The 21,300-nt window shown below is 70.3% G+C and carries 21 protein-coding genes and 1 pseudogene; 9 read left to right on the plus strand and 13 right to left on the minus strand.

The annotated features are described in order from the left end of the window. Positions 1 to 5 precede the first annotated feature (5 nt). Positions 6 to 800, plus strand: coding sequence for an ABC transporter ATP-binding protein (locus tag AB7E03_RS00155; protein ID WP_489938158.1), 795 nt, complete (start codon positions 6 to 8; stop codon positions 798 to 800). Beyond that, complete coding sequence (locus AB7E03_RS00160) at positions 797 to 1,594, plus strand: alpha/beta fold hydrolase (protein WP_489938160.1); 798 nt, start codon at positions 797 to 799, stop codon at positions 1,592 to 1,594. The genes AB7E03_RS00155 and AB7E03_RS00160 overlap by 4 nt, the downstream gene beginning before the upstream one ends. Here AB7E03_RS00160 and AB7E03_RS00165 read toward each other — a convergent pair. Beyond that, a complete protein-coding gene (locus AB7E03_RS00165) occupies positions 1,587 to 2,981 on the minus strand; it encodes a DUF2252 domain-containing protein (RefSeq protein ID WP_489938162.1) in 1,395 nt (464 codons plus the stop codon). The genes AB7E03_RS00160 and AB7E03_RS00165 overlap by 8 nt on opposite strands. Before the next feature lie 129 nt (positions 2,982 to 3,110). Here AB7E03_RS00165 and AB7E03_RS00170 point away from each other — a divergent pair, with 129 nt between their 5' ends. Next, on the plus strand, positions 3,111 to 3,449 hold the full coding sequence (locus AB7E03_RS00170; protein WP_489938164.1) for a hypothetical protein: 339 nt from the start codon (positions 3,111 to 3,113) through the stop codon (positions 3,447 to 3,449). 76 nt (positions 3,450 to 3,525) lie between these two features. Next, positions 3,526 to 4,644, plus strand: a complete 1,119-nt coding sequence (locus tag AB7E03_RS00175) for an ATP-binding protein (protein ID WP_489938166.1) — start codon at positions 3,526 to 3,528, stop codon at positions 4,642 to 4,644. Positions 4,645 to 4,677: 33 nt separating this feature from the next. Here the strand turns inward: AB7E03_RS00175 and AB7E03_RS00180 are convergent, their stop codons facing one another. The 7 genes and pseudogenes from AB7E03_RS00180 to AB7E03_RS00210 all read right to left on the minus strand — a co-directional run bounded on the left by AB7E03_RS00180 (position 4,678) and on the right by AB7E03_RS00210 (position 11,674). After that, positions 4,678 to 5,928: an AI-2E family transporter gene (locus AB7E03_RS00180; RefSeq protein WP_489938168.1), complete on the minus strand. Its 1,251-nt coding sequence runs from the start codon at positions 5,926 to 5,928 to the stop codon at positions 4,678 to 4,680. Then, positions 5,915 to 7,567 carry a SulP family inorganic anion transporter gene (locus tag AB7E03_RS00185; RefSeq protein ID WP_489938170.1) on the minus strand — a complete coding sequence of 551 codons (1,653 nt, stop codon included), beginning with the start codon at positions 7,565 to 7,567 and terminating at the stop codon, positions 5,915 to 5,917. The genes AB7E03_RS00180 and AB7E03_RS00185 overlap by 14 nt, the downstream gene beginning before the upstream one ends. A gap of 196 nt (positions 7,568 to 7,763) precedes the next feature. Then, positions 7,764 to 8,144 (minus strand): annotated as a pseudogene (locus AB7E03_RS00190) (SHOCT domain-containing protein); the annotation flags it as partial. 127 nt (positions 8,145 to 8,271) lie between these two features. Next, a complete protein-coding gene (locus AB7E03_RS00195) occupies positions 8,272 to 9,147 on the minus strand; it encodes an NAD(P)H-hydrate dehydratase (RefSeq protein WP_489938172.1) in 876 nt (291 codons plus the stop codon). Further along, positions 9,140 to 9,847: a histidine phosphatase family protein gene (locus tag AB7E03_RS00200; protein ID WP_489938174.1), complete on the minus strand. Its 708-nt coding sequence runs from the start codon at positions 9,845 to 9,847 to the stop codon at positions 9,140 to 9,142. The genes AB7E03_RS00195 and AB7E03_RS00200 overlap by 8 nt, the downstream gene beginning before the upstream one ends. Beyond that, the gene (locus AB7E03_RS00205; protein ID WP_489938176.1) at positions 9,844 to 10,782 is read right to left on the minus strand and encodes a hypothetical protein; all 939 of its coding nucleotides are present in this window, start codon (positions 10,780 to 10,782) and stop codon (positions 9,844 to 9,846) included. Before AB7E03_RS00205 ends, AB7E03_RS00200 begins: the two co-directional genes overlap by 4 nt. A gap of 22 nt (positions 10,783 to 10,804) precedes the next feature. Next, positions 10,805 to 11,674, minus strand: coding sequence for a helix-turn-helix transcriptional regulator (locus tag AB7E03_RS00210; RefSeq protein ID WP_489938178.1), 870 nt, complete (start codon positions 11,672 to 11,674; stop codon positions 10,805 to 10,807). Positions 11,675 to 11,775: 101 nt separating this feature from the next. Between AB7E03_RS00210 and AB7E03_RS00215 the strand changes: the two genes are divergently transcribed. Next, entirely contained in the window at positions 11,776 to 12,549 is a 774-nt protein-coding gene (locus AB7E03_RS00215) for an SDR family oxidoreductase (RefSeq protein WP_489938180.1), read from the plus strand. Between the two features lie 19 nt (positions 12,550 to 12,568). Here the strand turns inward: AB7E03_RS00215 and AB7E03_RS00220 are convergent, their stop codons facing one another. From AB7E03_RS00220 to AB7E03_RS00235, 4 genes are read right to left on the minus strand one after another with little or no spacing between them, the layout of a single operon-like run. Further along, on the minus strand, positions 12,569 to 13,660 hold the full coding sequence (locus AB7E03_RS00220) for a DNA glycosylase AlkZ-like family protein (protein WP_489938182.1): 1,092 nt from the start codon (positions 13,658 to 13,660) through the stop codon (positions 12,569 to 12,571). 55 nt (positions 13,661 to 13,715) lie between these two features. Next, positions 13,716 to 14,801: a DUF998 domain-containing protein gene (locus tag AB7E03_RS00225; protein WP_489938184.1), complete on the minus strand. Its 1,086-nt coding sequence runs from the start codon at positions 14,799 to 14,801 to the stop codon at positions 13,716 to 13,718. A gap of 24 nt (positions 14,802 to 14,825) precedes the next feature. Continuing rightward, positions 14,826 to 16,247 carry an MFS transporter gene (locus AB7E03_RS00230; protein WP_489938186.1) on the minus strand — a complete coding sequence of 474 codons (1,422 nt, stop codon included), beginning with the start codon at positions 16,245 to 16,247 and terminating at the stop codon, positions 14,826 to 14,828. A 25-nt stretch (positions 16,248 to 16,272) separates the two neighbouring features. Next, positions 16,273 to 16,668 (minus strand): DUF7144 family membrane protein, encoded by a 396-nt coding sequence (locus AB7E03_RS00235; protein WP_489938188.1) that lies wholly within the window; start codon positions 16,666 to 16,668, stop codon positions 16,273 to 16,275. Positions 16,669 to 16,833: 165 nt separating this feature from the next. On the opposite strand from AB7E03_RS00235, the gene AB7E03_RS00240 reads away from it, so the two are divergent. Continuing rightward, positions 16,834 to 18,684 (plus strand): glycoside hydrolase family 15 protein, encoded by a 1,851-nt coding sequence (locus AB7E03_RS00240; RefSeq protein ID WP_489938190.1) that lies wholly within the window; start codon positions 16,834 to 16,836, stop codon positions 18,682 to 18,684. Continuing rightward, complete coding sequence (locus tag AB7E03_RS00245) at positions 18,684 to 19,232, plus strand: hypothetical protein (protein WP_489938192.1); 549 nt, start codon at positions 18,684 to 18,686, stop codon at positions 19,230 to 19,232. Before AB7E03_RS00240 ends, AB7E03_RS00245 begins: the two co-directional genes overlap by 1 nt. 20 nt (positions 19,233 to 19,252) lie before the next feature. On the opposite strand, the gene AB7E03_RS00250 is transcribed toward AB7E03_RS00245, so the two are convergent. Then, complete coding sequence (locus AB7E03_RS00250; RefSeq protein WP_489938194.1) at positions 19,253 to 19,717, minus strand: DUF2000 domain-containing protein; 465 nt, start codon at positions 19,715 to 19,717, stop codon at positions 19,253 to 19,255. A gap of 103 nt (positions 19,718 to 19,820) precedes the next feature. Between AB7E03_RS00250 and AB7E03_RS00255 the strand changes: the two genes are divergently transcribed. Both AB7E03_RS00255 and AB7E03_RS00260 read left to right on the plus strand, forming a co-directional pair. Further along, positions 19,821 to 20,276 carry an Lrp/AsnC family transcriptional regulator gene (locus AB7E03_RS00255; protein ID WP_489938196.1) on the plus strand — a complete coding sequence of 152 codons (456 nt, stop codon included), beginning with the start codon at positions 19,821 to 19,823 and terminating at the stop codon, positions 20,274 to 20,276. A gap of 52 nt (positions 20,277 to 20,328) precedes the next feature. Continuing rightward, on the plus strand, positions 20,329 to 21,147 hold the full coding sequence (locus tag AB7E03_RS00260) for an aldo/keto reductase (protein ID WP_489938198.1): 819 nt from the start codon (positions 20,329 to 20,331) through the stop codon (positions 21,145 to 21,147). Positions 21,148 to 21,300: the final 153 nt, after the last annotated feature.

Consider the following 21,300-nt stretch of genomic DNA (forward strand, 5'->3'; position numbering starts at 1 on the left):
ATTCGGTGACTTCGACCGCCCCTGCCGTCCTCGAACTCCGCGACGTGACGTTCCGCCGGAGCGGCACGCAGATCCTCGACGGCATCGACCTGACCGTGCGCGCGGGGGAGCACTGGGCGCTGCTGGGACGTAACGGCGCGGGCAAGTCGACGGTGCTCGGGTTCTGCGGCGCCCTCACCTTCCCGACCTCCGGCACCGTGGAGGTGCTGGGCCGCCGGCTCGGTCGCGTCGAACTGCAGGAGCTGCGCCGCCACATCGGGCATGTCGATCCGCTCCATCCCGTCCGGTCGCCGCTGACCTCGACCGAAGTGGTGCTCACCGGCATCACCGGATCACAAGAGCTGCCGATGCGCTGGGAGCCGAGCGAGGCCGAGGTGCGGCGCGCCCGCGACCTGCTCCACTCCGTCGGGCTCGACGACCGGCGGGATGCCCGCTGGCCCACGCTGTCGCAGGGCGAGCGCGGCCGCGTCCTGATCGCGCGGGCGCTGGTCTCCGACCCGCGCCTGCTGCTGCTCGACGAGCCGACGACCGGGCTCGACGTGGCGGCGCGCGAGCAACTGCTGGAGACGATCGACGGACTCTCGCATTCCCAGCCGGACCTCGCCTCGGTGCTGGTTACGCATCACCTGGAGGAGCTGCCCGAGTCGACCACGCACGCGCTGCTGATCGCGCACGGGCGGACGGTCGCCCAGGGCGAAATCGATGAGGTCGTCACCACCGAGACGGTGACGCGGGCGTTCGAGCACCGCATCCGGGTCGAGAAGGCGGACGGGCGCTGGAGCGCGCGGGCCGTTCGATGACCGAGCACGCGATCGCCGACGACGGCACCCGCATCGCCTTCGAGGAGCGCGGGGTCGGGGTGCCGGTGCTCCTGATCGCCGGGCAGGCGACCGGGATGCATGGCTGGGGCCCGTTCGCGGACGCCCTGGCGCGCGACTTCCGCCTCATCGTCTTCGACCACCGCGGGATCGGCGACAGCGGCCTCGGCGACCCGGCCGCGTACTCGACGCGGGTCTTCGCGGCCGATGCGGTCGCCGTGCTGGACGCGGCCGGTGTCGCCGCAGCGCACGTGGTGGGGCATTCGATGGGCGGACGCGTCGCGCAGTGGCTCGCCGTCGAGCATCCCGAGCGCGTGCGCCGGCTGGTGCTGATCGCGACGACCGCGGGCGACCGGAGCGCCGAGCGGCGCGACCGCGCTGCCGTGGCCGACCTGCTGAGCGGTGACCCCGACCGGATGGTGCCGCTCTTCTTCGACGACGGCTGGGCGCGGGCGCATCACGCCGACGTCGAGCGGTTCTTCTCCCGGGTCGCCACCCGGCCCGCGCTGCGCGGCCACTTCGCCGCCAGCCGCGACCACGACGGCGCCGGGCTGCTCGGCCGCATCCGCGCCCGGACCCTCGTGGTGCACGGCCTGCGCGACGCGCTCACGCCGGTGGGGCACGCGCGGCTGCTCGCCGAGGGCATCCCGGACGCGGAACTCCTCGAGCTCGACGCCCGCCACGGCCTCCACCTCGACTCGCCCGCGGTCGAGGATGCGGTGCGCGCGTTCCTGCTCCCCGAAGGTCAGCGAGCGGTGGCGCCGGCTGTCACCTGACCGCGAAGGCCCCGTCTGCCGCGGCCTGAACGAAGGTCGCGTAGTCGGCCTCGGCCTGGTCGGCGTAACTCTCGGCCCAGCGGGTCATGGCCCGGACGTAGGAGGCTCCGGTTCCCAAGTAGCCGGAGATGAACGGCGCCTTCGGCGAACGTGCGTGCGCTCGGGCGAGCACCACGGCGCACACGCGCGAATAGTCGGAGAACTGCGCCGGGTTCATCGTGGAGATCTCGAACGACGCGTTCCGGTTGCGGAACAGCCGCATGTAGAACGCGAACCCCTCCACCCGAAGGAAGCCGAGGAACGGGTCCGAGACGGCCTGCAGGATGCGCTGGCACGAAATCACGCGGTAGCCCTGCTCGTCGGGCAGCAGCGAGAGGTCGAGGTAGCCGGGCAGCGGCTCCACCCCACCGAAACGCTCGACCACGGAGAGGTCCGCCTCCTTCAGCTGCAGGATGATCGTCTCGCCGGCAGGCCCGCGCAGCGCGATCACGAAGCAGCGAGTACCGACGCTGCCGACACCGACGACCCGGCGCGCTACGTCATCCAGGCGCAACTGGGAGGCGAGAAGGGCGGTGTTCGGTGCAAGGGTCTGCCGGTAGGCCTCGTAGGCATCCTGGGCGAGGGCCTGGATCTCCGGCTCGACGCGGGTGAGGACGGGCGGGCGCTCCACGAAGCGCAGCGTGCCGTCGTCGAGCGTCTGCAGCGTGCGCCGGGCCACGTCGTGCGCCGTGCGCTTCTCCGACGCCTTGAGGGTCTGGTCGACCAGGCGGAGCATGTCTTTGCTCAGCCGCCGCTTCCCTGCGCCGACCGAGGTGGGCGCGAAGTACCGGGCCATCAGCGGTGCGGCGAGCGCCCGGTTCAACCAGACCCGGTACGCCTCGGCGGAGGCTCCGACGATCTCGTCGATCCGGTCGGCCGGCAGGTTGAGCGAGCGGCCGGCGAGCACCACGCTCGCCAGCAGCCGCTTGACGTCCCACTCCCAGGGCCCGACGGTCGCCTCGTCGAAGTCGTTGATGTCGAACACCATCGCGTTCTCAGGCGAGCGGTAGATGCCGAAGTTGCTCAAGTGGGCATCCCCGCAGATCACCACCTCGGCGCCGGTCGTCGGCGCCCCCGCGAGGTCTGCCGCCTGGATGGCGGCGGTGCCGCGGTAGAAGGCGAACGGGTTCGCGCTCATGCGCTCCACCCGCAGGTTGACCAGGTTCTGCAGCCGGGCTTCGTGCTGCGACCGCAGGATGCCGATCGGGTCGCGCCCGGGCGGCGGTGAGTACTCGCCATGCGCCGAACGGGGGAGCTCCACCCGCGCGGCGCGGCCTGCTTCGATCAGTTCTGCGGCGGTGAGCGGGCTCTCGGCGCGTTCGCCGGTCGCTGCGACATCGAGGCTCATGCAGCACCTCCTGGCGGCGTCGTGCTCACCCGGCTGGGACGCATGCGGCGCGGACGTGCTCATCGTATGTCCCTCGCGACCGCTGCGGTATGCAGAATGCGGGAGCGGATGGCCGCTACGGTATCCAGAATGGAGGAGTGGATCGAGCACCGGCGCGGCGACGGCGAAAGGGTGGGCTGGCTGCGTTCGGAGGGCGAAGGCTTCGTACCCGTGGACCTGTTGGGCCGTGACCTCACCGGGCCGGTCGACTGGTTGACCGGCGAGGAGATCCTGGAGGCCGCCGGGATCGGCTACCTGGCCGACCGCTACGAGCTCCGACTCGAGGACGGCCGATGGCTGCAGGTTCGGCTCACCGAGGTGTCGACCCAGCGGATCGTCGTCAAGAAGGACGACTTCGGCGCCATCGACGTACCGCAGGTGGTCTACACCCTGCCGTTCCCCATCCCGGAGTCTCTGCGTCCGGCGTGAGGCACCGCCGCCCATCCGGGGTCTGTCCGCGGGGCTGGGCCGCGCGCTAGCATCGGCGCCACGGAGAGGAGGGGCCATGATCCCGCTGACGGTCGGCACCACGGTCGACCCTCCCGAGCGCCCCGCTGTGATCGACGGGTCCCGCTTCAACCGGCATACGTTCTGGTGCGGCCAGAGCGGATCCGGCAAAACGTATGCGCTGGGCGTCGTGCTCGAACAGCTCCTGCTGGAGACGGCGCTACCGGTCACGGTCCTCGACCCGAATGCGGACTACGTCGAGTTGCGCCGCACCCGCAGCGGCGTCAGCGGCACCGACGCGGCACGCTGGGGGGAGCTCGACATCCGGGTGCTCCACTCCAGCACCCCTCGCGAGCCGCAACTGCACATCCGGTTCGTCGAACTCAGCGTCCGGTCGAAGGCGGCCGTCGCCCGGCTCGACCCCATCGCCGACGAGGAGGAGTACAACGCCCTGTTGCACCTGGACCCCGCACCGGCGGACTACGACCGGGAGACGTTTCGGACGACGTTCCTGGCCTCTCTGGTGAAGTCCGAGGATCACGCACGGAGGCGGCTCGGCCTGCGGATCGATAACCTGGGCATCCTCGACTGGCCGCTGTGGGCGTTCGGCGCGGATTCCGCAGCGAGCGTGGTCGCGGAGCGGCCCAGCGCCACTGTTCTCGACCTCGGCGGGTTCACCCACCAGGCGGAGCCGCAGGCCGCGGCCCTTGGCGTGCTCGAGGACCTCTGGCAGCGGCGGATGGAGCGGAGGCCGGTCCTCATCGTGCTCGACGAAGCGCACAACTTCTGCCCACCCCAGCCCCGGTCGGACGTCGAAGCCCGGCTGACCGAGCAGCTCATCCAGATCGCCGCAGAGGGCCGCAAGTTCGGGCTGTGGCTGTTCCTGTCGACCCAGCGGCCCAGCAAGATCCACCCGAACGTGCTCTCGCAGTGCGACAACCTCGGGCTGATGCGCATGAACTCGCCGCGCGACCTCGCCGAACTGGCCGACGTCTTCGGCTTCGTACCGCGCCACCTGCTGGAGCAGTCGCCCGGGTTCCGCAAAGGCGAGGCCCTGTTCGCCGGCGCGTTCACCGAGGAGCCGCAGCTGGTGCGGATCGGCCGCCGCCTCACGGTCGAAGGCGGCGGCGACCTCGCAGTCGAGGAGCGGGCAGAGCAGAGCGCGGCGACCCGCTAGTCCCGGCCGCCGCCGCTAGCCCGGAGGCCGCCACTAGCTGGCGTGGCCGCCCCTGCTCCCGGACGGGTGGCGCTCCTCGCGCCGCTCGGCCGACTCCACCTTCATCAGCTCCCGCGTGTGCGTGAGGTCGCCGATGATCGGTTGCCACATCCGCGCCCGCGGGTCCGAGTCGACGAGCACCGCACGCACGAGCAACGTGATCGGCACCGCAAGGATGGCGCCGATGGGTCCGAGCACGACCGCCCAGAACAACACGCAGAAGAAGGTCAGCGTCTGGCTGAGGGACACCGCGTTACCCACCACCTTCGGCTGGATGACCGACTGGATGACCGCATTGATGATGCCGTAGACGATGATGACCCAGATCACGATGGGCCAGCCGCCGGTCAGGTACCCGAAGACGAGCGGCGGCACGATCGCGATGAAGTAGCCCACGTTCGGGATGAAGCTGCACAGGAACGATAGGAGCCCCCACAACAGGGCGGCCGGAACGCCCAGCAGGTAGAGGGCCACCCCGTTGATGACGCCCTGTGCTATCCCGAGCAGCGTCGTGACCACCATGTAGCGGCGGACCGACACCGCGAAGCCGCTCATCGCGAAAACCAGGTTGGGGCGGACCGGCTTCAGCTGCCGCAGCAGCGTAGGTGTGTAGGCGGCGTCGGCCGGCATCAGGATGAGCATCGTCAGCACGATCACGAGCAGGGTGACGAGTCCGAGTGCGTTGCCGAACAGCCCGGAGAAGAAGGACAGCAGGGCCGTCGGGTTGAAGCCGGACTTGATCTCCTGCACCTGCTGCGGACCCACGCCGATGCTCTGCAGCCAGGTCGAGAACTGGGCGCCCAGCTGCTCGAGCTGCGGCTTGTACTGGGGCAGCATGCCGACGAACTGGGCCGTCGCGACCCAGAGGACGGCCATGAACCCCGCCAGCAGTGCGAACAGGGTGAGGCCGACCGCGCCCGTCGCCACGCCCTGCGGCGTGCCATGACGCTCCAGCCACACACGCACCGGCTGGGCGCAGATGGTGAGGATGAGGGCGAGGAGGGTGGGCGCCAGGATGCCGCCGATCGCGCCCATCCCGAACGAGACCACCACGGCGGCGGCGAGGCCGAGCAGGATGCGCAGGCCCCGCCCGATTCCGCCGGTGCCGGCTTCGGCGTCCGGATCGGTGGGCGCGGGCGGCGGCGCGGGACGGGCGCGCCGCCGGCGGAGGGGCCACCGCCGCCGGGTCTTCGGTGCGGGCGGTTGCGCGGGCGGTTGCCCTGGCGTGAGGTCATCCTCGCTCATGAGCTGCTCCATCCCTGCTGAGGGCCGCGATGGCGGCCCGGTTGGTGTCGAAGATTCGGACGCGGTCGAGGAGCCCGAAATGGGCCAGCCGGTCGCGGATGCCGGGCCGGACGCGCGTGAGGGAGAGGTCGGCGCTCTGACTGTGGACGTACGTCTGGACGGCGCGCCAGGAGTCGGCACCGGTCACATCGACGTCGGTCACGGCCTCCAGGTCGAGTACGACATGACTCGGCCGGGACGCCTCCACCGCCCGGTGGACCGCGCTCTCGAAGGTGCCGCTGTTGGCGAAGAACAGGGGGGCCGCGAGCCGGATGACGACCACTCCCGGCGCCGTCTCCTCGCCTTCTGGTGCGGCTTGGAGCAGGGAGGCGTGCGGGTCGCCGTCCGCCGCGAGGATGTCGATGGCCGGGTTGGCCGCCCGGCGCACGACGTTCACCACGGCCAACGCGAACGCGATGACGATTCCGGCGATCGGACCGATGAGCACCGAGCCGAGGAAGCACACCGCGCCCACCGCGAACTCGAACCGGTCCTGGCGCCACAGGACGACGAACTCCCGGATGCCCAGCAGTGGGAAGACGGCGACCGCCACGATCGCACCGATCGCGGGAGAGGGGATGTCCTCCAGCAGCGCCGTGCCGAAGACCAGAAGAAGCAGGGTTCCCGCCGCGGCGACCAGCGAAGGCAGCTGCGTGCGTGATCCGGCCTGGTCCATGGCGGCGGTGCGTGATGTCGAGGAGCCGACGGCGAATCCGCCGCTCACGCCCGCGCCCAGGTTCGCCACCCCGAAGGCGAGCAGGTCGCGGTCCGGGCGGGTGCGGTAGCCGCGCTTCTCGCCGTACGAACGCGAGACGAGCAGCCCCTCGCCCATGGTCACGACCGTGAGGGCGATGGCCGACGGCACCAACTGCAGCCACTGCGTCCACTCGATGACCGGCCAGGTCAGAGTCGGCGGTCCCGCATCCACATGTCCGAGCACCGAGACGCCCAGCCGCTCGGCCCCGGCGAGCACGACGACCAGGGTGGCGCCGATGAGCACCACCAGCGCCCACGGCACCGACGGCGCAAGTCGCCGACCGAGGATCAGGACGGCGAGGGAGCCCAGCGAGATGAGCACCGCCCACCCGTTCACGGTGCCCAGTCCGCCGAACAGCCCGGTCAGCTTGTCCACGAACTCGGCACCCGAGTCGATGTGCACCCCCAGCATCTTGGCGACCTGCGACACCAGGATGTCGAGCGCCAGCCCGCCGACGAACCCGACCAGGATGGGCTTCGAGAGGAAGTCGGCCAGGAACCCGAGCCGGAAGAACGCCGCCAGCACGAACATCCCGCCGACGATGAGCGCCTGCGCGAGCGCCAGGGTGATGTAGTCGCTGTGCCCGGCGACGGCGAGGCCTCCCAGGGAGGCGGCGACCAGCGCGGCCGCGGCCGCATCCGGGGAGGCGACCACCTGGCGCGACGAAACGGTCAGTGCGTACAGCACCGCGGGCAGGATGAGCGCGTACAGCCCCGCCGTCGCCGGAAGCCCGGCGATCTGCGCGTACCCGATATTGAGGGGGACGGCGATGGCGAGCAGCGTCACGCCCGCGAGCGATTCGCGGAGCACGTTCTGCCGGTTCAGCCCGGCCAGTGGGCGCATGGAGTCACCCCGCGGCGCCGCAACCCGTGTGGGCTGCGGCGCTGCGGGGCTGGGGCCGGTCACGACGGACGCCGGACCGGCCGGGTCACACTGCGGGCGTCGCCGGCGGCGGCGTGGCCGGACCGGCCGGTGCCGCGGGTGCCGTCGGTGCGGCCGTGGAGGCGGCGGGTGCCCCACCCGGGGCGCCCGGGTGCACGGAGAGCGCGTGCGCCTTCAGGTGCGCGAACTCCTCAGGGGTGATGGCCCCGCTGTCAAGCAGCGCCTTGGCCTTGGCGATCTCGTCCGCCGGGCTCGAGCTTGCGACCTGGCGGATGTAGTCGTCGGTGGCGGCCTGGTACTGCCGTGCCTCCTTCTGGCTCCGCTGCGCCATCCCCGGACCGCGAGCGATCAGGTAGACCAGCGCGGTCAGGAAGGGCACGAAGATCAGGAAGATGATCCACAGTGCCTTCCACCAGCCGTTCAGCTTGTGGTCACGGAACAGGTCGCTGATGATCGCGAACAGCGCGAACAGGTAGGCCACGAATGCGAAGCTCCAGAAGAAGAGCCAGATGACGCTCCAGAAGTTGCTCCAGTCCATGTTTCGATTTCCCCTCTTCACTCCCGCTCGGCGAGCCTGGATGTGGGCTGAGAGTAACGCCGCGCGCGTTCGCGCGTCTAGTCATCATCTGGGGCGGACCGGCCGGGTTCTGCCCTGTCCGGTCCGGTCAGGACAGGGCGTCGAGCTCCGCCGTCAGACGGTCCACGATCTCGGAGGCGAGATAGCCGAGGCGGCCGACGCTTCCGGCGAGAGCATCGCCCGCCGACGCGTGGAGCTGCGTTCCCCAGACTGCGGCCTGGAGAGGGTCGGCGCCGCGGGCAGCGAGTCCTGCGATCGCGCCGGCGAGGGCATCCCCACTCCCGGAGGTGCCGAGGCCCGGATCGCCGTCGCCGACACTGTAGAGGCGGCCGTCCGGCGACGCGATGCGCCCGAAGCACGACACGACGGCGCGGTAGCGGTGCGCGAGCTCGACCGTGTCCGCATCCAGGTCCCGGGCCTCGCGCCCGAGCAGCCGTGACGCCTCCTCGGTGTTCGGTGTCAGGATGCGCGGACCGTTGCCTGCAAGGCGTGGGTGCCCGGCCAGAGCGCCCAGCGCGTACGCGTCGAGCACCAGCACGGTGTCGCGGCCGGCGGACCGGGCCGCTCGGGGCAGCATCTTGGCCGTCTCGTCGGCGTCATCGAGGCCGGGACCGAGCAGGACCGCGTCGGCACCCGCCAGGTCGTCGGCAGCGTCCCGGATGCCCGAGCCGCGCACGCTGCCGGACGCGGTCTCGGCGAGCGGGACGACGCCGGACTCCGGCAGAGCGACCGCCACCTGCGCGGCGACGGACGCGCCGACCGCCAGGGTCAACCGCCCGGCGCCGACCCGGAGGGCCGCCCGACCGGCGAGCAGGGCCGCGCCGGGGGACCGCAGCGCCCCGCCGACGACCATCACCTGGCCCCGCGACCGCTTCGAGCCGGACGGCTCCGGCAGCGGCCGGCCACGCAGCAGCTCCGGCGTCACCGGCACAGCGGTCGGTGCGCCCCCGGCGCGCTCACGCATCGGTCCGCGCCTCGCCGGGGTGCTGCGTCGCGGGCAGGCCCGCCGCAGCAAGGTGGTCGTCCTCGGCGAAGGCCTGCAGTGTCCACTCGGTGCCGTCAAAGGTGAGCTCGGTGACCGACGCGTTCGCCACCGGATGCGTCAGCAGGTGCTCGGCGAGCTGCGCCTCGGTCATGCGCAGCAGCACGTAGAGGAAGAGGCTCACGACGGCATCGTGGGCGAACACGGCGACGGTGTCCGCATCCGGGAGCTCGCGCAGGAACGAGCGGATCCGCAGCGCCACATCCGTCCACGACTCTCCGCCCGGCGGCCGGTAGTAGAACTTGCCCGACCAGCGCCGCCGCTCCGCCTCGAGGGGCACGCGGCGCTCTACGCCCAGGGCGGTGAGCCGGTCCAGGATGCCGAGCTCGCGGTCGCGCAGGCGTTCGTCGATCCGCAGCGGCACCTCCTCGCCGAGGGCGAAACGTGCGGTCTGGATGGCGCGCCGATACGGCGAGCTGAACACCACGACGTCTCGCGGCAGGGCGTCGCGGAGCCGTGCGCCGAGGGCGCCGGCCTGCAGCTCACCCAGCGGGGAGAGCGTCACGTCGGCGTCCCTCGCCTCGACGGCGATCACGTCGGCTCCGGCGGCCTCAGCGGCGGCCGCCGCCACGTTCGCGGTGCTCTCGCCGTGACGGATCAGGAGCAGAGTGCGAGCGGTCATGCCCTGGACTGTACGCCCGCCCAGTCGAGCACGCGCAAGGCCCGGAGGGTGTTCCACCGGCTCGCTTCGCCGGCTCTCTCGAAGGCCACGGCCGGCCGGCCGGGAAGGGGCGCGGCGAGCGACCAGCGGCCGTCCGCACCTCGGGCACCGTGGACCACGGCGACGGCCTCCGCGGCGCGGTCGTCGTACGGAACGGCGGAGGCGCGCAGGTGGTCGAGTCCGCGCAGAACGTCGTAGTGCCAGTAGTACGGGAACGAGAACGAGAGCCATGCCTGATCGATCAGCTCCCCGGTGCTCCGGCGGCGCATCAGCCCGCGCTCCAGCAGGTACTCCTGGCCGCGTCGCAGCGGCTCCGCCACGTCGGCGCGCCCGCTCGTCTCCTGCACGGCGGCGAGCCCCTCCACGACGCAGATGGTGCTGTGGAACGAGCCGGGATCATCCCGGCTCTCGGCGTAGCAGTTCCACCCGCCGTCGCTCTGCTGCCCGTCGAGCAGCTTTCGGACGAGCACGTCGCTGGTGCGGCCGAACGCCGCGGCGGCGGTCAGCACGCGCCCGTTGATGCAGGGTTCCACTTCGCCGTCGAAGAGCGGGCTGCGGCCCCACTCCTCGCCCCAGTCCACGCCGGATGCGGCGCGCTCGACGGCGGCCCCGGTGCGTTCCCCGGCGGCCCCCAGCAGCGCGAGCAGCAGGACGACGTCGTCGGTCGCATCCCAGTCCTCCGGCTTCCAGACGGTGCCGCCCCAGGTGCCCGAGTCGTCCTGCAGGTCGAGCAGCCGGACGCCCCAGCCTTCCGACTCGACGCGTGCGCGTTCGGCCGCGACCTCCTCATCGGGCGCGCCGACGAGGTCGCGAAGCGTCTGCCAACGGATCGCCGGATCGCCCCGCAGCAGCCAGCCGACCACCGGATCGTCGCGCATCCATCGCCCCGTGTCCACGCGCGCCACGGTACTCCGGACGCTACGGAGCGGTTCGCCCGCTGGTCGTGGTCCCCGAGAAGGACTGGGTGCCCAGCACCGAGAGCAGCGCCAGCTTCTCGGCCGCCTCCGTCCGCGGGGGCGCCGTCAGAACCAGCAGGCACTGCGACTGGTCCTCGGTGAACAGCGCCTGGCAGTCCAGCTCGATGGCACCGAGTTCGGGATGGATGAGCGTCTTGTGGTCCTCGAACCGGCGCGCCACCTCGTGACGCTCCCACAGCTCTGCGAACTCAGGACTCTCGGCGAGCAGCGCCCGCACCAGCTCGCCGGCGCGCGAGCGCGGCCCGAGTGCGCCGTAAGCGTCGCGCAGCGAGGCGACCTGTGCCCGGCTCTGCCGCGCGCGGTCCTCCTCCGGGTACTGCACGCGGGCGTTGTCCGGATCGGTGAACCAGCGGTAGAACTCGCTACGGGAAAGGCCCGAGTATCCCGAGCGGTCGCCGAACAGCGCCTCCGCCATCCGGTTCTGCACCAGCGTCTCGCCCAGATTGGACAGCACCAGGGCCGGGGTGTCCTCCAGCCGGTCGAGCACACGCAGGAGGGCGGGGGAGACGTGACCGCCGCCGGAGAACCGGTCGGGAGTGTTGTGCCCGGCCACGCGGTACAGATAGTCGCGCTCGTCGGCGGTCAGGCGGAGGGCGCGGGCGAGCGACGCGAGCATCTGGTCGCTCGGCTGCGGGCCGCGGCGCTGCTCCAGCCGCGTGTAGTAGTCGGTCGACATCGCGGCCAGCTGGGCGACCTCCTCGCGGCGAAGGCCGGGGGCCCGTCGGCGGGCGCCCGGAGGCAGCCCGACGTCCTCCGGGTGCAGGGTCTCCCGGTGACGGCGCAGGAAGTCTGCGAGAGCGGCACGGTCCATCCCTCCATGATGGATGCGTTCGCGTCCGTGGACCAGGGACTGCCGATCCCTGGATGGACGCTCCACTTCCTCCGCCTTCCGAAGCCGCGCATCGTGGAGGCATGAACATCACAGGGAACACCGTCTTCATCCCCGGTGCCACCAGCGGCATCGGCCTCGCCCTCGCTCTCGCCCTCCACGAGCGGGGGAACACCGTCATCGTCGGCGGTCGTCGCACCGAGCTGCTCGAGCGGATCGCCGCCGAGCATCCCGGGATCGACACTGTGCGCATCGACACCTCCGACGCGGAGAGCATCCGGACGGCGGCAGCCGACGTGCTGGCCACGCACCCCGAGCTCAACGTGCTCGTCGCCATGGCCGGCATCATGCGGGTCGAGGACTGGCACACGCCCGCCGGGTTCCTCGACTCGGCCGAGGCGGTCGTCAGCACCAACGTGCTCGGGCCCATCCGCCTCATCGCCGCCTTCGTCGACCACCTGCAGAGCCGGCCCGACTCGACCATCGTCACGGTGTCCTCTGGCCTCGCCTTCACGCCGCTGAAGGCGACGCCGAGCTACAACGCGAGCAAGGCCGCGATCCACATGCTCAGCGAGAGCATCAGGCTGCAACTCGCCGACACCAGCGTGAAGGTCGTCGAGCTGGTGCCGCCGGCCGTCCGCACCGGCCTCCTGCCCGGGCAGGAGGAGAGCGAGTTCGCCATGCCGCTCGACGAGTTCGTGGCCGAAGTCGTGCACCTCCTCGAGACGCAGCCGGACGCCAAGGAGCTGCAGGTCGAGCGGGTCAAGTTCCTCCGCTACGGCGAGGCGCGCGGCGACTACGAGCAGGTGGTGCAGGTGCTCAACGCCTCCGACCCGCACGGCAAGGAAGCGGCGTAGGCACTGCGCGCGCAGGGGTTCACGGCCGCTCGACGGTGAGCCCCTGCCATTCCGCCAGTTGGGCGATCGCCGCATCCACGTCGTCGCGGACTCCCGGGTCGAACGGTTCGTCCTCGTGGACGGCCTCCACCCGCAGGACTCCTGCCGTGCGGTCGGCGGTCGCATCCAGCTTTCCGACCAGCCGGTCGTCGTGCAGGATCGGCAACGCGAAGTAGCCCCAGCGACGCTTCGCCGCCGGCTTGTACATCTCCAGTAGGTACTCGAAACCGAAGAGCTCCTGCGTGCGAACCCGGTCGTGGATCAGGCGGTCGAAGGGCGACAGGAGTGCCGTGCGTCCCTCGAAAGGAGCGCCGACGGCCGCAGGGTCGACCCGCCACTCACGATCGCTGCCCTCGATCCGGGCCGGGATGCCCGCGTCGCCCACCAGCTGCGGTCGCGCGATTCCCAGCGCACGGAGCCGGCGCGCATCCCGCAGCGGAGCGGCCTCCGCTTCGGGGACCACCTCGATGTCCGAGGGGTAGATCCGCTCGGCGAGATCCCACGTCCGCTGCCGCCCGATGCGCCCGGCGACGGCGACCTCGCCCCGCCCCTGGAGGAGCTCCAGCATGTGGGTGACGTTCTTCTCGTGGGTCCACCCGCTCGACTGCCACGGCACCTGGGCCGTATCGGGGATGTCCTTGGACAGGAGCGGACCGGCGTCGCGCAGCCGGTCGAGCACGTCCTGCCGGAATCGCGGATTCGCCTCCAGCCAGGCCCGCCAGCCCGCGTGGATCGGTCCCCGCGCCATCCGGTCGAGGGTCAGCGCCAGGTCGCTCACCGGGCGCACCATTGCGAACGGCGGCTGCACCGGATCGTCCTGCGCCTTCAGTTCGTACAGGGCGCGGTCCGTCTCCATGGCCTGCTGGAGGTGCTCCGGCCGGTAGGAGGGCCCCAGCCGCGTGAATGCGATGAGGTCAGCGCTCGGTGCGACGGCGGCGGTGGGATCGAGCTGGAGGAAGGTCAGGTGCTCGACCAGCGGGACGACCCCGCCGCTCGGATGCACCGCGTCCAGCCACTGCGCCCGCACGGCGATGCGCCGCGCCTCCTCCCGGTCCAGCGTGACGATCCCCATGCCGGAACGGTACCCGACGCCACCGACGCCACCGACGCGGCATCGGACGCGCGGGTCACGTGCGCTCGGCCGCCCCGCTCACCCTCAGGTACACGGTGAGCCAGCCGAGCACGATCACACCGGCGATGAGCTCCGTCGCGGTCAGCACGTAGTAGCCGGTGACGAAGAAGACGGCGGCGAGCGCCACCGCGCCGAAACAGGCGTAGCCGAAGATGAGGAACGAACGCGGCGCCTCCGGCAGGGCCTTCGGCACCCAGAAGATCAGCAGACTGAACGCGATCAGCATCCCGACCGCCGACACGTTGTGCAGCACCTGCGACACGTCCAAGGGAAAGAGCCCGACGCCGGCGAGGAACACGCCGATCAGGATGAGGCAGACGCGCACACGAAGGATCGCCGAGCGGGGACCGACCGCCGTCCCGCTGAGGTCGGTGGCGTAGCGCGCGATCGCCGCCAACATCAGGCCGGCCAGGATCAACGTCACATTGAACGTCAGCGAGGAAATGCTGTCCGACATCCCGAGGGCGCTCAGGTGGAGCTTCCACCAGTGCGGATCGGGAGCGCTCAGCATCGCCACGAGGAGGCCGACGATCGCGAAGACCGCCAGCACGCTCGACATGCGCATCAGGTCCATCCTCGTCGCCGACAGGAACACGGCGTAGGCCGTCACTCCGACGGCCACGCCGGTCAGTACCGTCGCCGAGACGAAGTAGACCACTGCATCGGTGAAGCTGTCCGCGAGCACCGCTCCCAGCACGATCCAGCCCAGCAGGGCGATGATGCCGTGGGCGAGCGCGATCACCACGGTGTCGAAGACGCCGGCTCCGCCGATGGATCGCGGCGCTCTCGTCGCACCGGGCTCCCGGTCGGCTGTTCCGCCGAAGGGTGACAGCGCCGTGCGGTGCCACAGCCGGCCGACGACGTACGCGAGCACTCCCACCACACCGGCGACGATCGCGAGCAACTGCGACAGAGAGGAAGGACCGGCGATCGGCACCGACCGCCCCCAGAAGAACGGAAGCGAAACGAGGACCCCGACCACCAGCGCGACGCCGCCGACAACGATCGCCGCGCCCTCCAGATTCAGTGCGGACGCCCGCGCGGCCAGTCGTCCCGTGCTGCCGCGTCGTGTTGTCGTCATCGTCCGTCCGTCCGTCTCGTCGTGTCAGCCGGTCGCCGGGATGGCGCCGCTGGTCGCGAGTGCACGCCGTCCGGGCAGGAATCCCGCGACCACGGCCCCCACGATCGCGACGACGATCAGAGGCACCATCGCCGCCACGTAGTTGTCGGCGTTACCGGCCGCGCTGATGCCGAGGATGCTGGCGACGATCGCCGTGCCGAAACTGGACCCGAGATTCGAGATACTGCGCGAGAGGCCGGAGATCTCGCCCTGCAGGTTCTCCGGGAAGGCGGACTGGACCAGGTTGACGCTCGGCGTGAGCATGACCCCGAGCCCCAAGCCGATCACCAGGAGACCCGGCGCGAACGGCCACGCCCCCGGCACCGCGCCGACCAGCAGCAGGAGCACCGTGCCGACGCCGGTGACGAGGAAGCCTGTGACGATCAGGGTGCGCTGGGCGATGGACTTCACCAGGCGGCCGGCCGCGAGCGACGACACCAGGATGCCGACCGTGGCGGCGCTGAAGATCACGCCGGACTGCACCGCGTCGTAGTGCCGGATCACCTGCAGGTGACTGGCCACCAGGAACGAGATGCCCATGAGCAGCAGCCACTGGAAGTTCTGGGTGACGAGCCCCAGGTTGGAGACGCGGACCCGGAACAGCGAGGTCGAGAGCAGCGCCTCCTTCTTTCGCCTCTCCCGGCTCCGGATCCACAAGTAGAACCCCGCGATGACGATGGCGCCCGCGAGGAGGAGCGACAGCCCCAGCGCGACACTGTTGTCGATCGCGAGGATGCCCATCACGAAGACGACCAGACCGCCGCCGGAGAGGATCGCGCCCACCACGTCATACGGCCGGGACGGGTCGGCGGGTACAGGATCCTTCAACCGGATCGCCATCAGGATGATAACCACGATCACCAGGGCCTGGAACACGAACGCTGCGCGCCAGCTGATCGCGGTGCAGATCCACCCGCCGATCAGCGGACCGGTCGCGGCGCCGACTCCGCCGGCTGCGCTGACGATCCCGAACGAGCGCGCCCGGGAACGCAGATCTTTCCAGTACAGCGTCACCAGGATGTACACCGGCGGGATGAGCAGGGCCGTGCCCGCTCCCTCCAGGATCGAGTTCCCCAGGATCAGCAGCCCGAGTCCCGGCGCCAGCGCGCTCAGAATCGCCCCGACCGCGTACACACCGAGCCCCAGCAGGAAGCACACCTTGCGCCCGAGGAGGTCGGTCAGCTTGCCGAACGGCACCATGAGCGCCGCCATGGTGAGCAGGAACAGGGTGATCGAGATCTGGATGCCCGGAACGGTCGTATTCAGGTCCTCGCTCATGTCGTTGAGCATCACGTTCATGTTCGAGCCCGCGAACGAGCAGATGAACTGGGCGAGGGCTAGTGGTGCGAGGACCCAGCCGGCGACGGTCGCCGGGCCGGCGGCTCTCGACGTCGACTGGGTGCTCATGGCGATGGCTCGGGTTCCGCCGCCGCTACGACCGGAGTTCCCGGCCGTGCACCGTCACCGCGAAGATGATCAGGAGGTCGATGGCGACCACCACGATCGACCACCACGGCTGCGCCGGCAGCGACATCAGGTGCGAGATCGCGCTGATGCCGGCGACCACCGCGGCGAAGATCCGCGCCCACATCGCCCCGCGCAACAATGCGACCCCGGCGAGGAGGAGCACGACGCCGAGAATCAGCGACCACCAGCCCCACAGTGCGATGTTGAACGAGGCGGCGCCACTCGAACTGATGAAGTAGGCCGTATTCGGGCCGATGATCGCCATGATCCCGTAGAACAGGTCGATCGCCGCTGCGATGAACAACATGATCGATGCGAAGAACGCCCAACCGACCCATCCCGTCGCTGTTGTCTCTGACATAGCTGCCCCCACTCTCGATTGCGGCAGATGTTCATCTGTCGGCCGAATGATGCATCTGCGCCGTCGTGCTCGGCTAGAGGGCAATTCACCGGTGCCCTCTACCCGTCGTCGCCGGCGCGGAGTTAGCATGCGCGCACGGCGCCGACAACGTCGGAAGGGGCGATCATGCACCCGGAACCTCACGGGAAGGACGGCTTCCCGGAAATCGACGACCACGGCATGATCGGCGACCTGCAGTCGGTCGCGCTCGTCTCCACGCACGGAACCATCGACTGGTTCTGCGCACCGCGCTTCGACTCGCCGTCGATCTTCGCGGCCCTGCTCGACCCGGAGAAGGGCGGCTTCTTCCGCATCCACGCGCTCGGCGACGATATGCGCGTCAAGCAGATGTACTTCCCGCAGACGGCGGTGCTGATCACGCGCTTCATGTCTCCGGCCGGTGTCGGCGAGGTCATCGACTTCATGCCGGTGGCCGACGAGCCGACCGTCGCGACGCCCAGCCGCATCATCGTGCGAGGCATCCGCGTCGTGCGCGGGGAGGTGACCTTCCGGCTGCAGTGCCGGCCGCGCTTCGACTACGGCAGGAAGGAGCACACCGCGACCGCCTCGGCGCACGGGATCCGCTTCAACGCGGGCGAGAACAGCGCCGCACTGCATGGCGTAGGGCCGGACGCTCTCGACGGCGACGACGTCGACACGACCGTGACGCTGTCGGCCGGCGACCTGCGCCTCTTCTCCTTCGAGACGCAGCCGACCGGCAACCCGCGGGAGCTCGGACGTGCGAGGGGCACCCGGCTGTTCCGCGACACGGTCGACTTCTGGCGGGAGTGGCTGTCCCGCAGCTCGTACAGCGGGCGGTGGCGGGAGTCGGTTGAGCGCTCGGCCATGGTGCTGAAACTGCTGCAGTACGCCCCGACCGGTGCGCTCGTGGCGGCCCCGACCGCGGCTCTGCCCGAGCAGCTCGGCGGCGTGCGAAACTGGGACTACCGCTACACCTGGATCCGCGACGCCTCATTCTCCGTCTACTCGCTCCTCGCGCTGGGCTACACCGAGGAGGCGATCGCGTTCATGACCTGGGCGGGCGACCGCGTCGTCGAGCAGGCCGGCGACTCCTCCGGGCCGCTGAAGATCATGTACCGCATCGACGGGTCCTCCGACCTCGAGGAGCTGGTCCTCGACCACTTCCAGGGCTACGCCGGCTCCCGGCCCGTGAACGTCGGCAACGGAGCGGCCGACCAGCTGCAGCTCGATATCTACGGCGAAGCGCTGGAGTCCCTCGCGATCGGCGAGCGGTTCCGCCCGATCGGCAACCCCGGCTGGAAGAAGCTGGCCGGCATCCTCGACTGGCTCGTCGACAACTGGGATCAGCCGGATGAGGGGGTCTGGGAGACGCGCGGCGGCCGTAAGGACTTCACCTACGGCCGGATCATGTGCTGGGTCGCGTTCGACCGGGGCTTGCGCATCGCCCGCGACCGCGGCCTCCCCGCGCCCCTCGATCGCTGGACCGAGGCCCGGGACGCCATCTACGAGCAGGTGTTCACCCGCTGCTGGAACCCCGCGCGCAAAGCCTTCGTCCAGTACCCCGGCACGGATGTGGTGGATGCCATCACCCTGCTCATGCCGCAGGTCGGCATGATCGCGCCGCAGGATCCCATGTGGCTGTCCACCTTGGATGCGATCGGCGAGGAGCTCGTCACAGACAGCCTCGTGTACCGCTACAACCCGGAAGCGTCGCCCGACGGCCTCCCCGGTGAGGAGGGCACTTTCTCGCTCTGCTCCTTCTTCTATGTGATGGCTCTGACGGACGCGGGTCGGCTGGACGAAGCGCAGTATGCGTTCGAGAAGATGCTCACCTACGGCAACCATGTGGGGCTGTACGCGGAGGAGATCGACCCGACCGGCCTGCAGCTGGGCAACTTCCCGCAGGCGTTCACCCACCTGGCGCTCATCCGTGCGGCCATCAATCTGGATGCGGCGCTCGCCGGGCGTGCCTCGTCCCGGCCCGACCGCCGCTGATGGAACTGAACGAACCCGACGACGCGGGCACGACGCGCGAACTCGCTGCGCACCGGGGTTTGTGGCGCCACTGGGGCTCGCCGGCAGCCATCTACGGCACGATCGTGTACGCGAGCGTCGTGGCGGCGGCCTCCGCCGCAGACGACGATCAGGCCTCCGCCATCCGGCTGCTGGTCTTCAGCCTGGTCAGCATCGTCGTGTTCTGGATGGCGCACGTCTACTCGACCGCGCTCGGCTATCACGGTGACGCGGACCGGCTCGGGGACCGCCTGCGGGATTCGATCCGGCATGCACTGCGGGAGTCCGGCGGGATGCTGGAGGCGGCGATCATCCCGAGCATCCCGTTGCTGCTGGCTGCGCTCGGCCTGCTGCCGCCGGACTTCGGCGTCAACTTGGCCCTGTGGCTGGCGGTGCTGATGCTCGCGCTCCTCGGCTACACCGTCTTCGCCGTGCGCGGCCGGCGCGTACTCATCTGCCTGACCGGCGCCGTCGTCACCGGGGCGTTCGGTGTCGTGGTGATCCTGCTGAAGAGTGCGCTGCAGCACTGAGTGGACGGCGTGCTCTCGTCTCAGAGCAGCGCGAGCCGTCCGACGATCTTGTCGACGCGGTTGCGTGGGCCGACCACGCTGACGGCGTAGTAGGCGAGCGCATCGGCGGGCGAGGCCGCGACCGACTCCAGGTACTCGTCGTACACGCGCGTCGACTGCGCGGCCGCCGGCATGTCGGCGACGAACACGTCCTCCGCAGCGCCGGCCTTGGCGCGGATCGCGGCCAGCTGCTCGCCCGTCGCGCGCAGCACCGAGCATCCCGCCCACGGCAGTCCGGGATGCACGTGGCCGTCCGCGTCCACCGCCTCCGCTCCGAGGAGGCCGTCGACCTGTGCCGTAGTCGCTGCGGCCGTGCAGATCGCGGCATTGGCGGCGATTCCCGCCGGCAGCGTCTCCTCCACCACGACCACCCACTTCAGGCGGGCGGCGCGAGTCGGCGCAGCCGTGTCGATCTCGTCCGGGTGGAATCCGATGCTGCTGGTCATACCGTGTCCCTTCGTTCGGTTGATCGACGCTGAATCTACAGAACTCGCTCGTCTTTCGGGCTGCCTCCGAATATCGTTCGGTCCGGAGGCTAATCTGGGGCGCATGGACGAACTTGATCGGGCTATCCTGCGGGAACTGCAGTCGGATGCGCGGCGGAGCAATCGCGACATCGCCGCCGCCGTCGGCGTCTCGCCGAGCACGGCGCTCGAACGCACGCGGGCGCTTCGTCGCCGCGGCATCATCCGCGGCGCCGTGCTCGATGTCGACCTCGCAGCGATCGGCCGGCCTGTGCAGGCGCTCATCGCCGTGCGGGTGCGGCCGCCGTCCCGTCCGGTGATCGAGGGGTTCCGCGACTGGGTCGCGTCGCTTCCCGAGACGCTCGGCGTGTTCGTGACCAGCGGCAACGAGGACTTCATCATCCACGTAGCCGTCGCCGACAACGAGAGCCTGTACGCCTTCGTGATCGACCGGCTCACGCAGCGCCGCGAGATCGCCGACGTGCGCACCTCGGTGGTCTACGAGCACCTCAGGAACGGGCGGCCCGAGCCGGTTGACTGACACGGAGCGGGACTACAGTGTGCGGCACCGCATCCGTTCGATAGGAGTCCCCATGCCCGCACTGACCGACACGTTCACCCTCTCCAACGGCGTCACGATCCCCAAGATCGGGTTCGGGACGTGGCAGATCCCCGACGGCCCGCAGACCTACGACTCCGTGCGCACCGCACTCGACGCCGGGTACCGTCACATCGACACGGCGCGCGCGTACGGCAACGAGGAGAGCGTCGGGCGGGCGGTGCGCGACAGCGGCATCCCGCGCGAAGAGATCTTCATCACGACCAAGTGCCCGGCCGAGGTGAAGGATGCGGACGGCGCCCGCCACGCCTTCGAGCGGTCGACTGCGCTGCTCGACCTCGGCCCGATCGACCTCTACCTCATCCACGCGCCGTGGCCGTGGAACGCGATCGGCAGCGACCACCGCGCCGGCAACATCGAGGTGTGGAAGGTCTTCGAGGAGCTCTACGAGGCCGGACGCACCCGCGCGATCGGCGTGAGCAACTTCGAGGTGGCCGACCTCGACTCGCTCATCGACGCGACCGACGTCGAGCCGCACGCGAACCAGATCCGCTGGTTCGTCGGCAACACCCAGCCGGAGACCACCGCATACTGCCGCGAGCGCGGAATCCTCGTGGAGGGCTACTCGCCGCTCGCCACCGGTCGCCTGCTCGAGAACGAGGACATCGCTTCGATCGCCGAGAAGTACGGCAAGTCGGTCGCCCAGGTGAGCATCCGCTACCTGCTGCAGAAGGACATCCTGCCTCTGCCGAAGTCGACCACGCCGAACCGCATCGTCGAGAACGCCGACGTGGACTTCGAGCTGTCGCCGGAGGATGTGGCGGCGCTGGACGCGCTCGACGCGGGGGAGTAGCGCGCGGCGCCCTCAGTTCTCGAGGGTGCACCCTCGCTATCGAAGGAGATCCGGCCACTGAGCTGCCGGATCTCCTTCACTACTGCCATCCGAAGGAGATTCGGGGGCCATTCTCCTTCGATAACTGTCGCCTACAAACCGCTCCCGCATCCC

The sequence above is a fragment of the Leifsonia sp. RCC_180 genome (assembly GCF_058138205.1).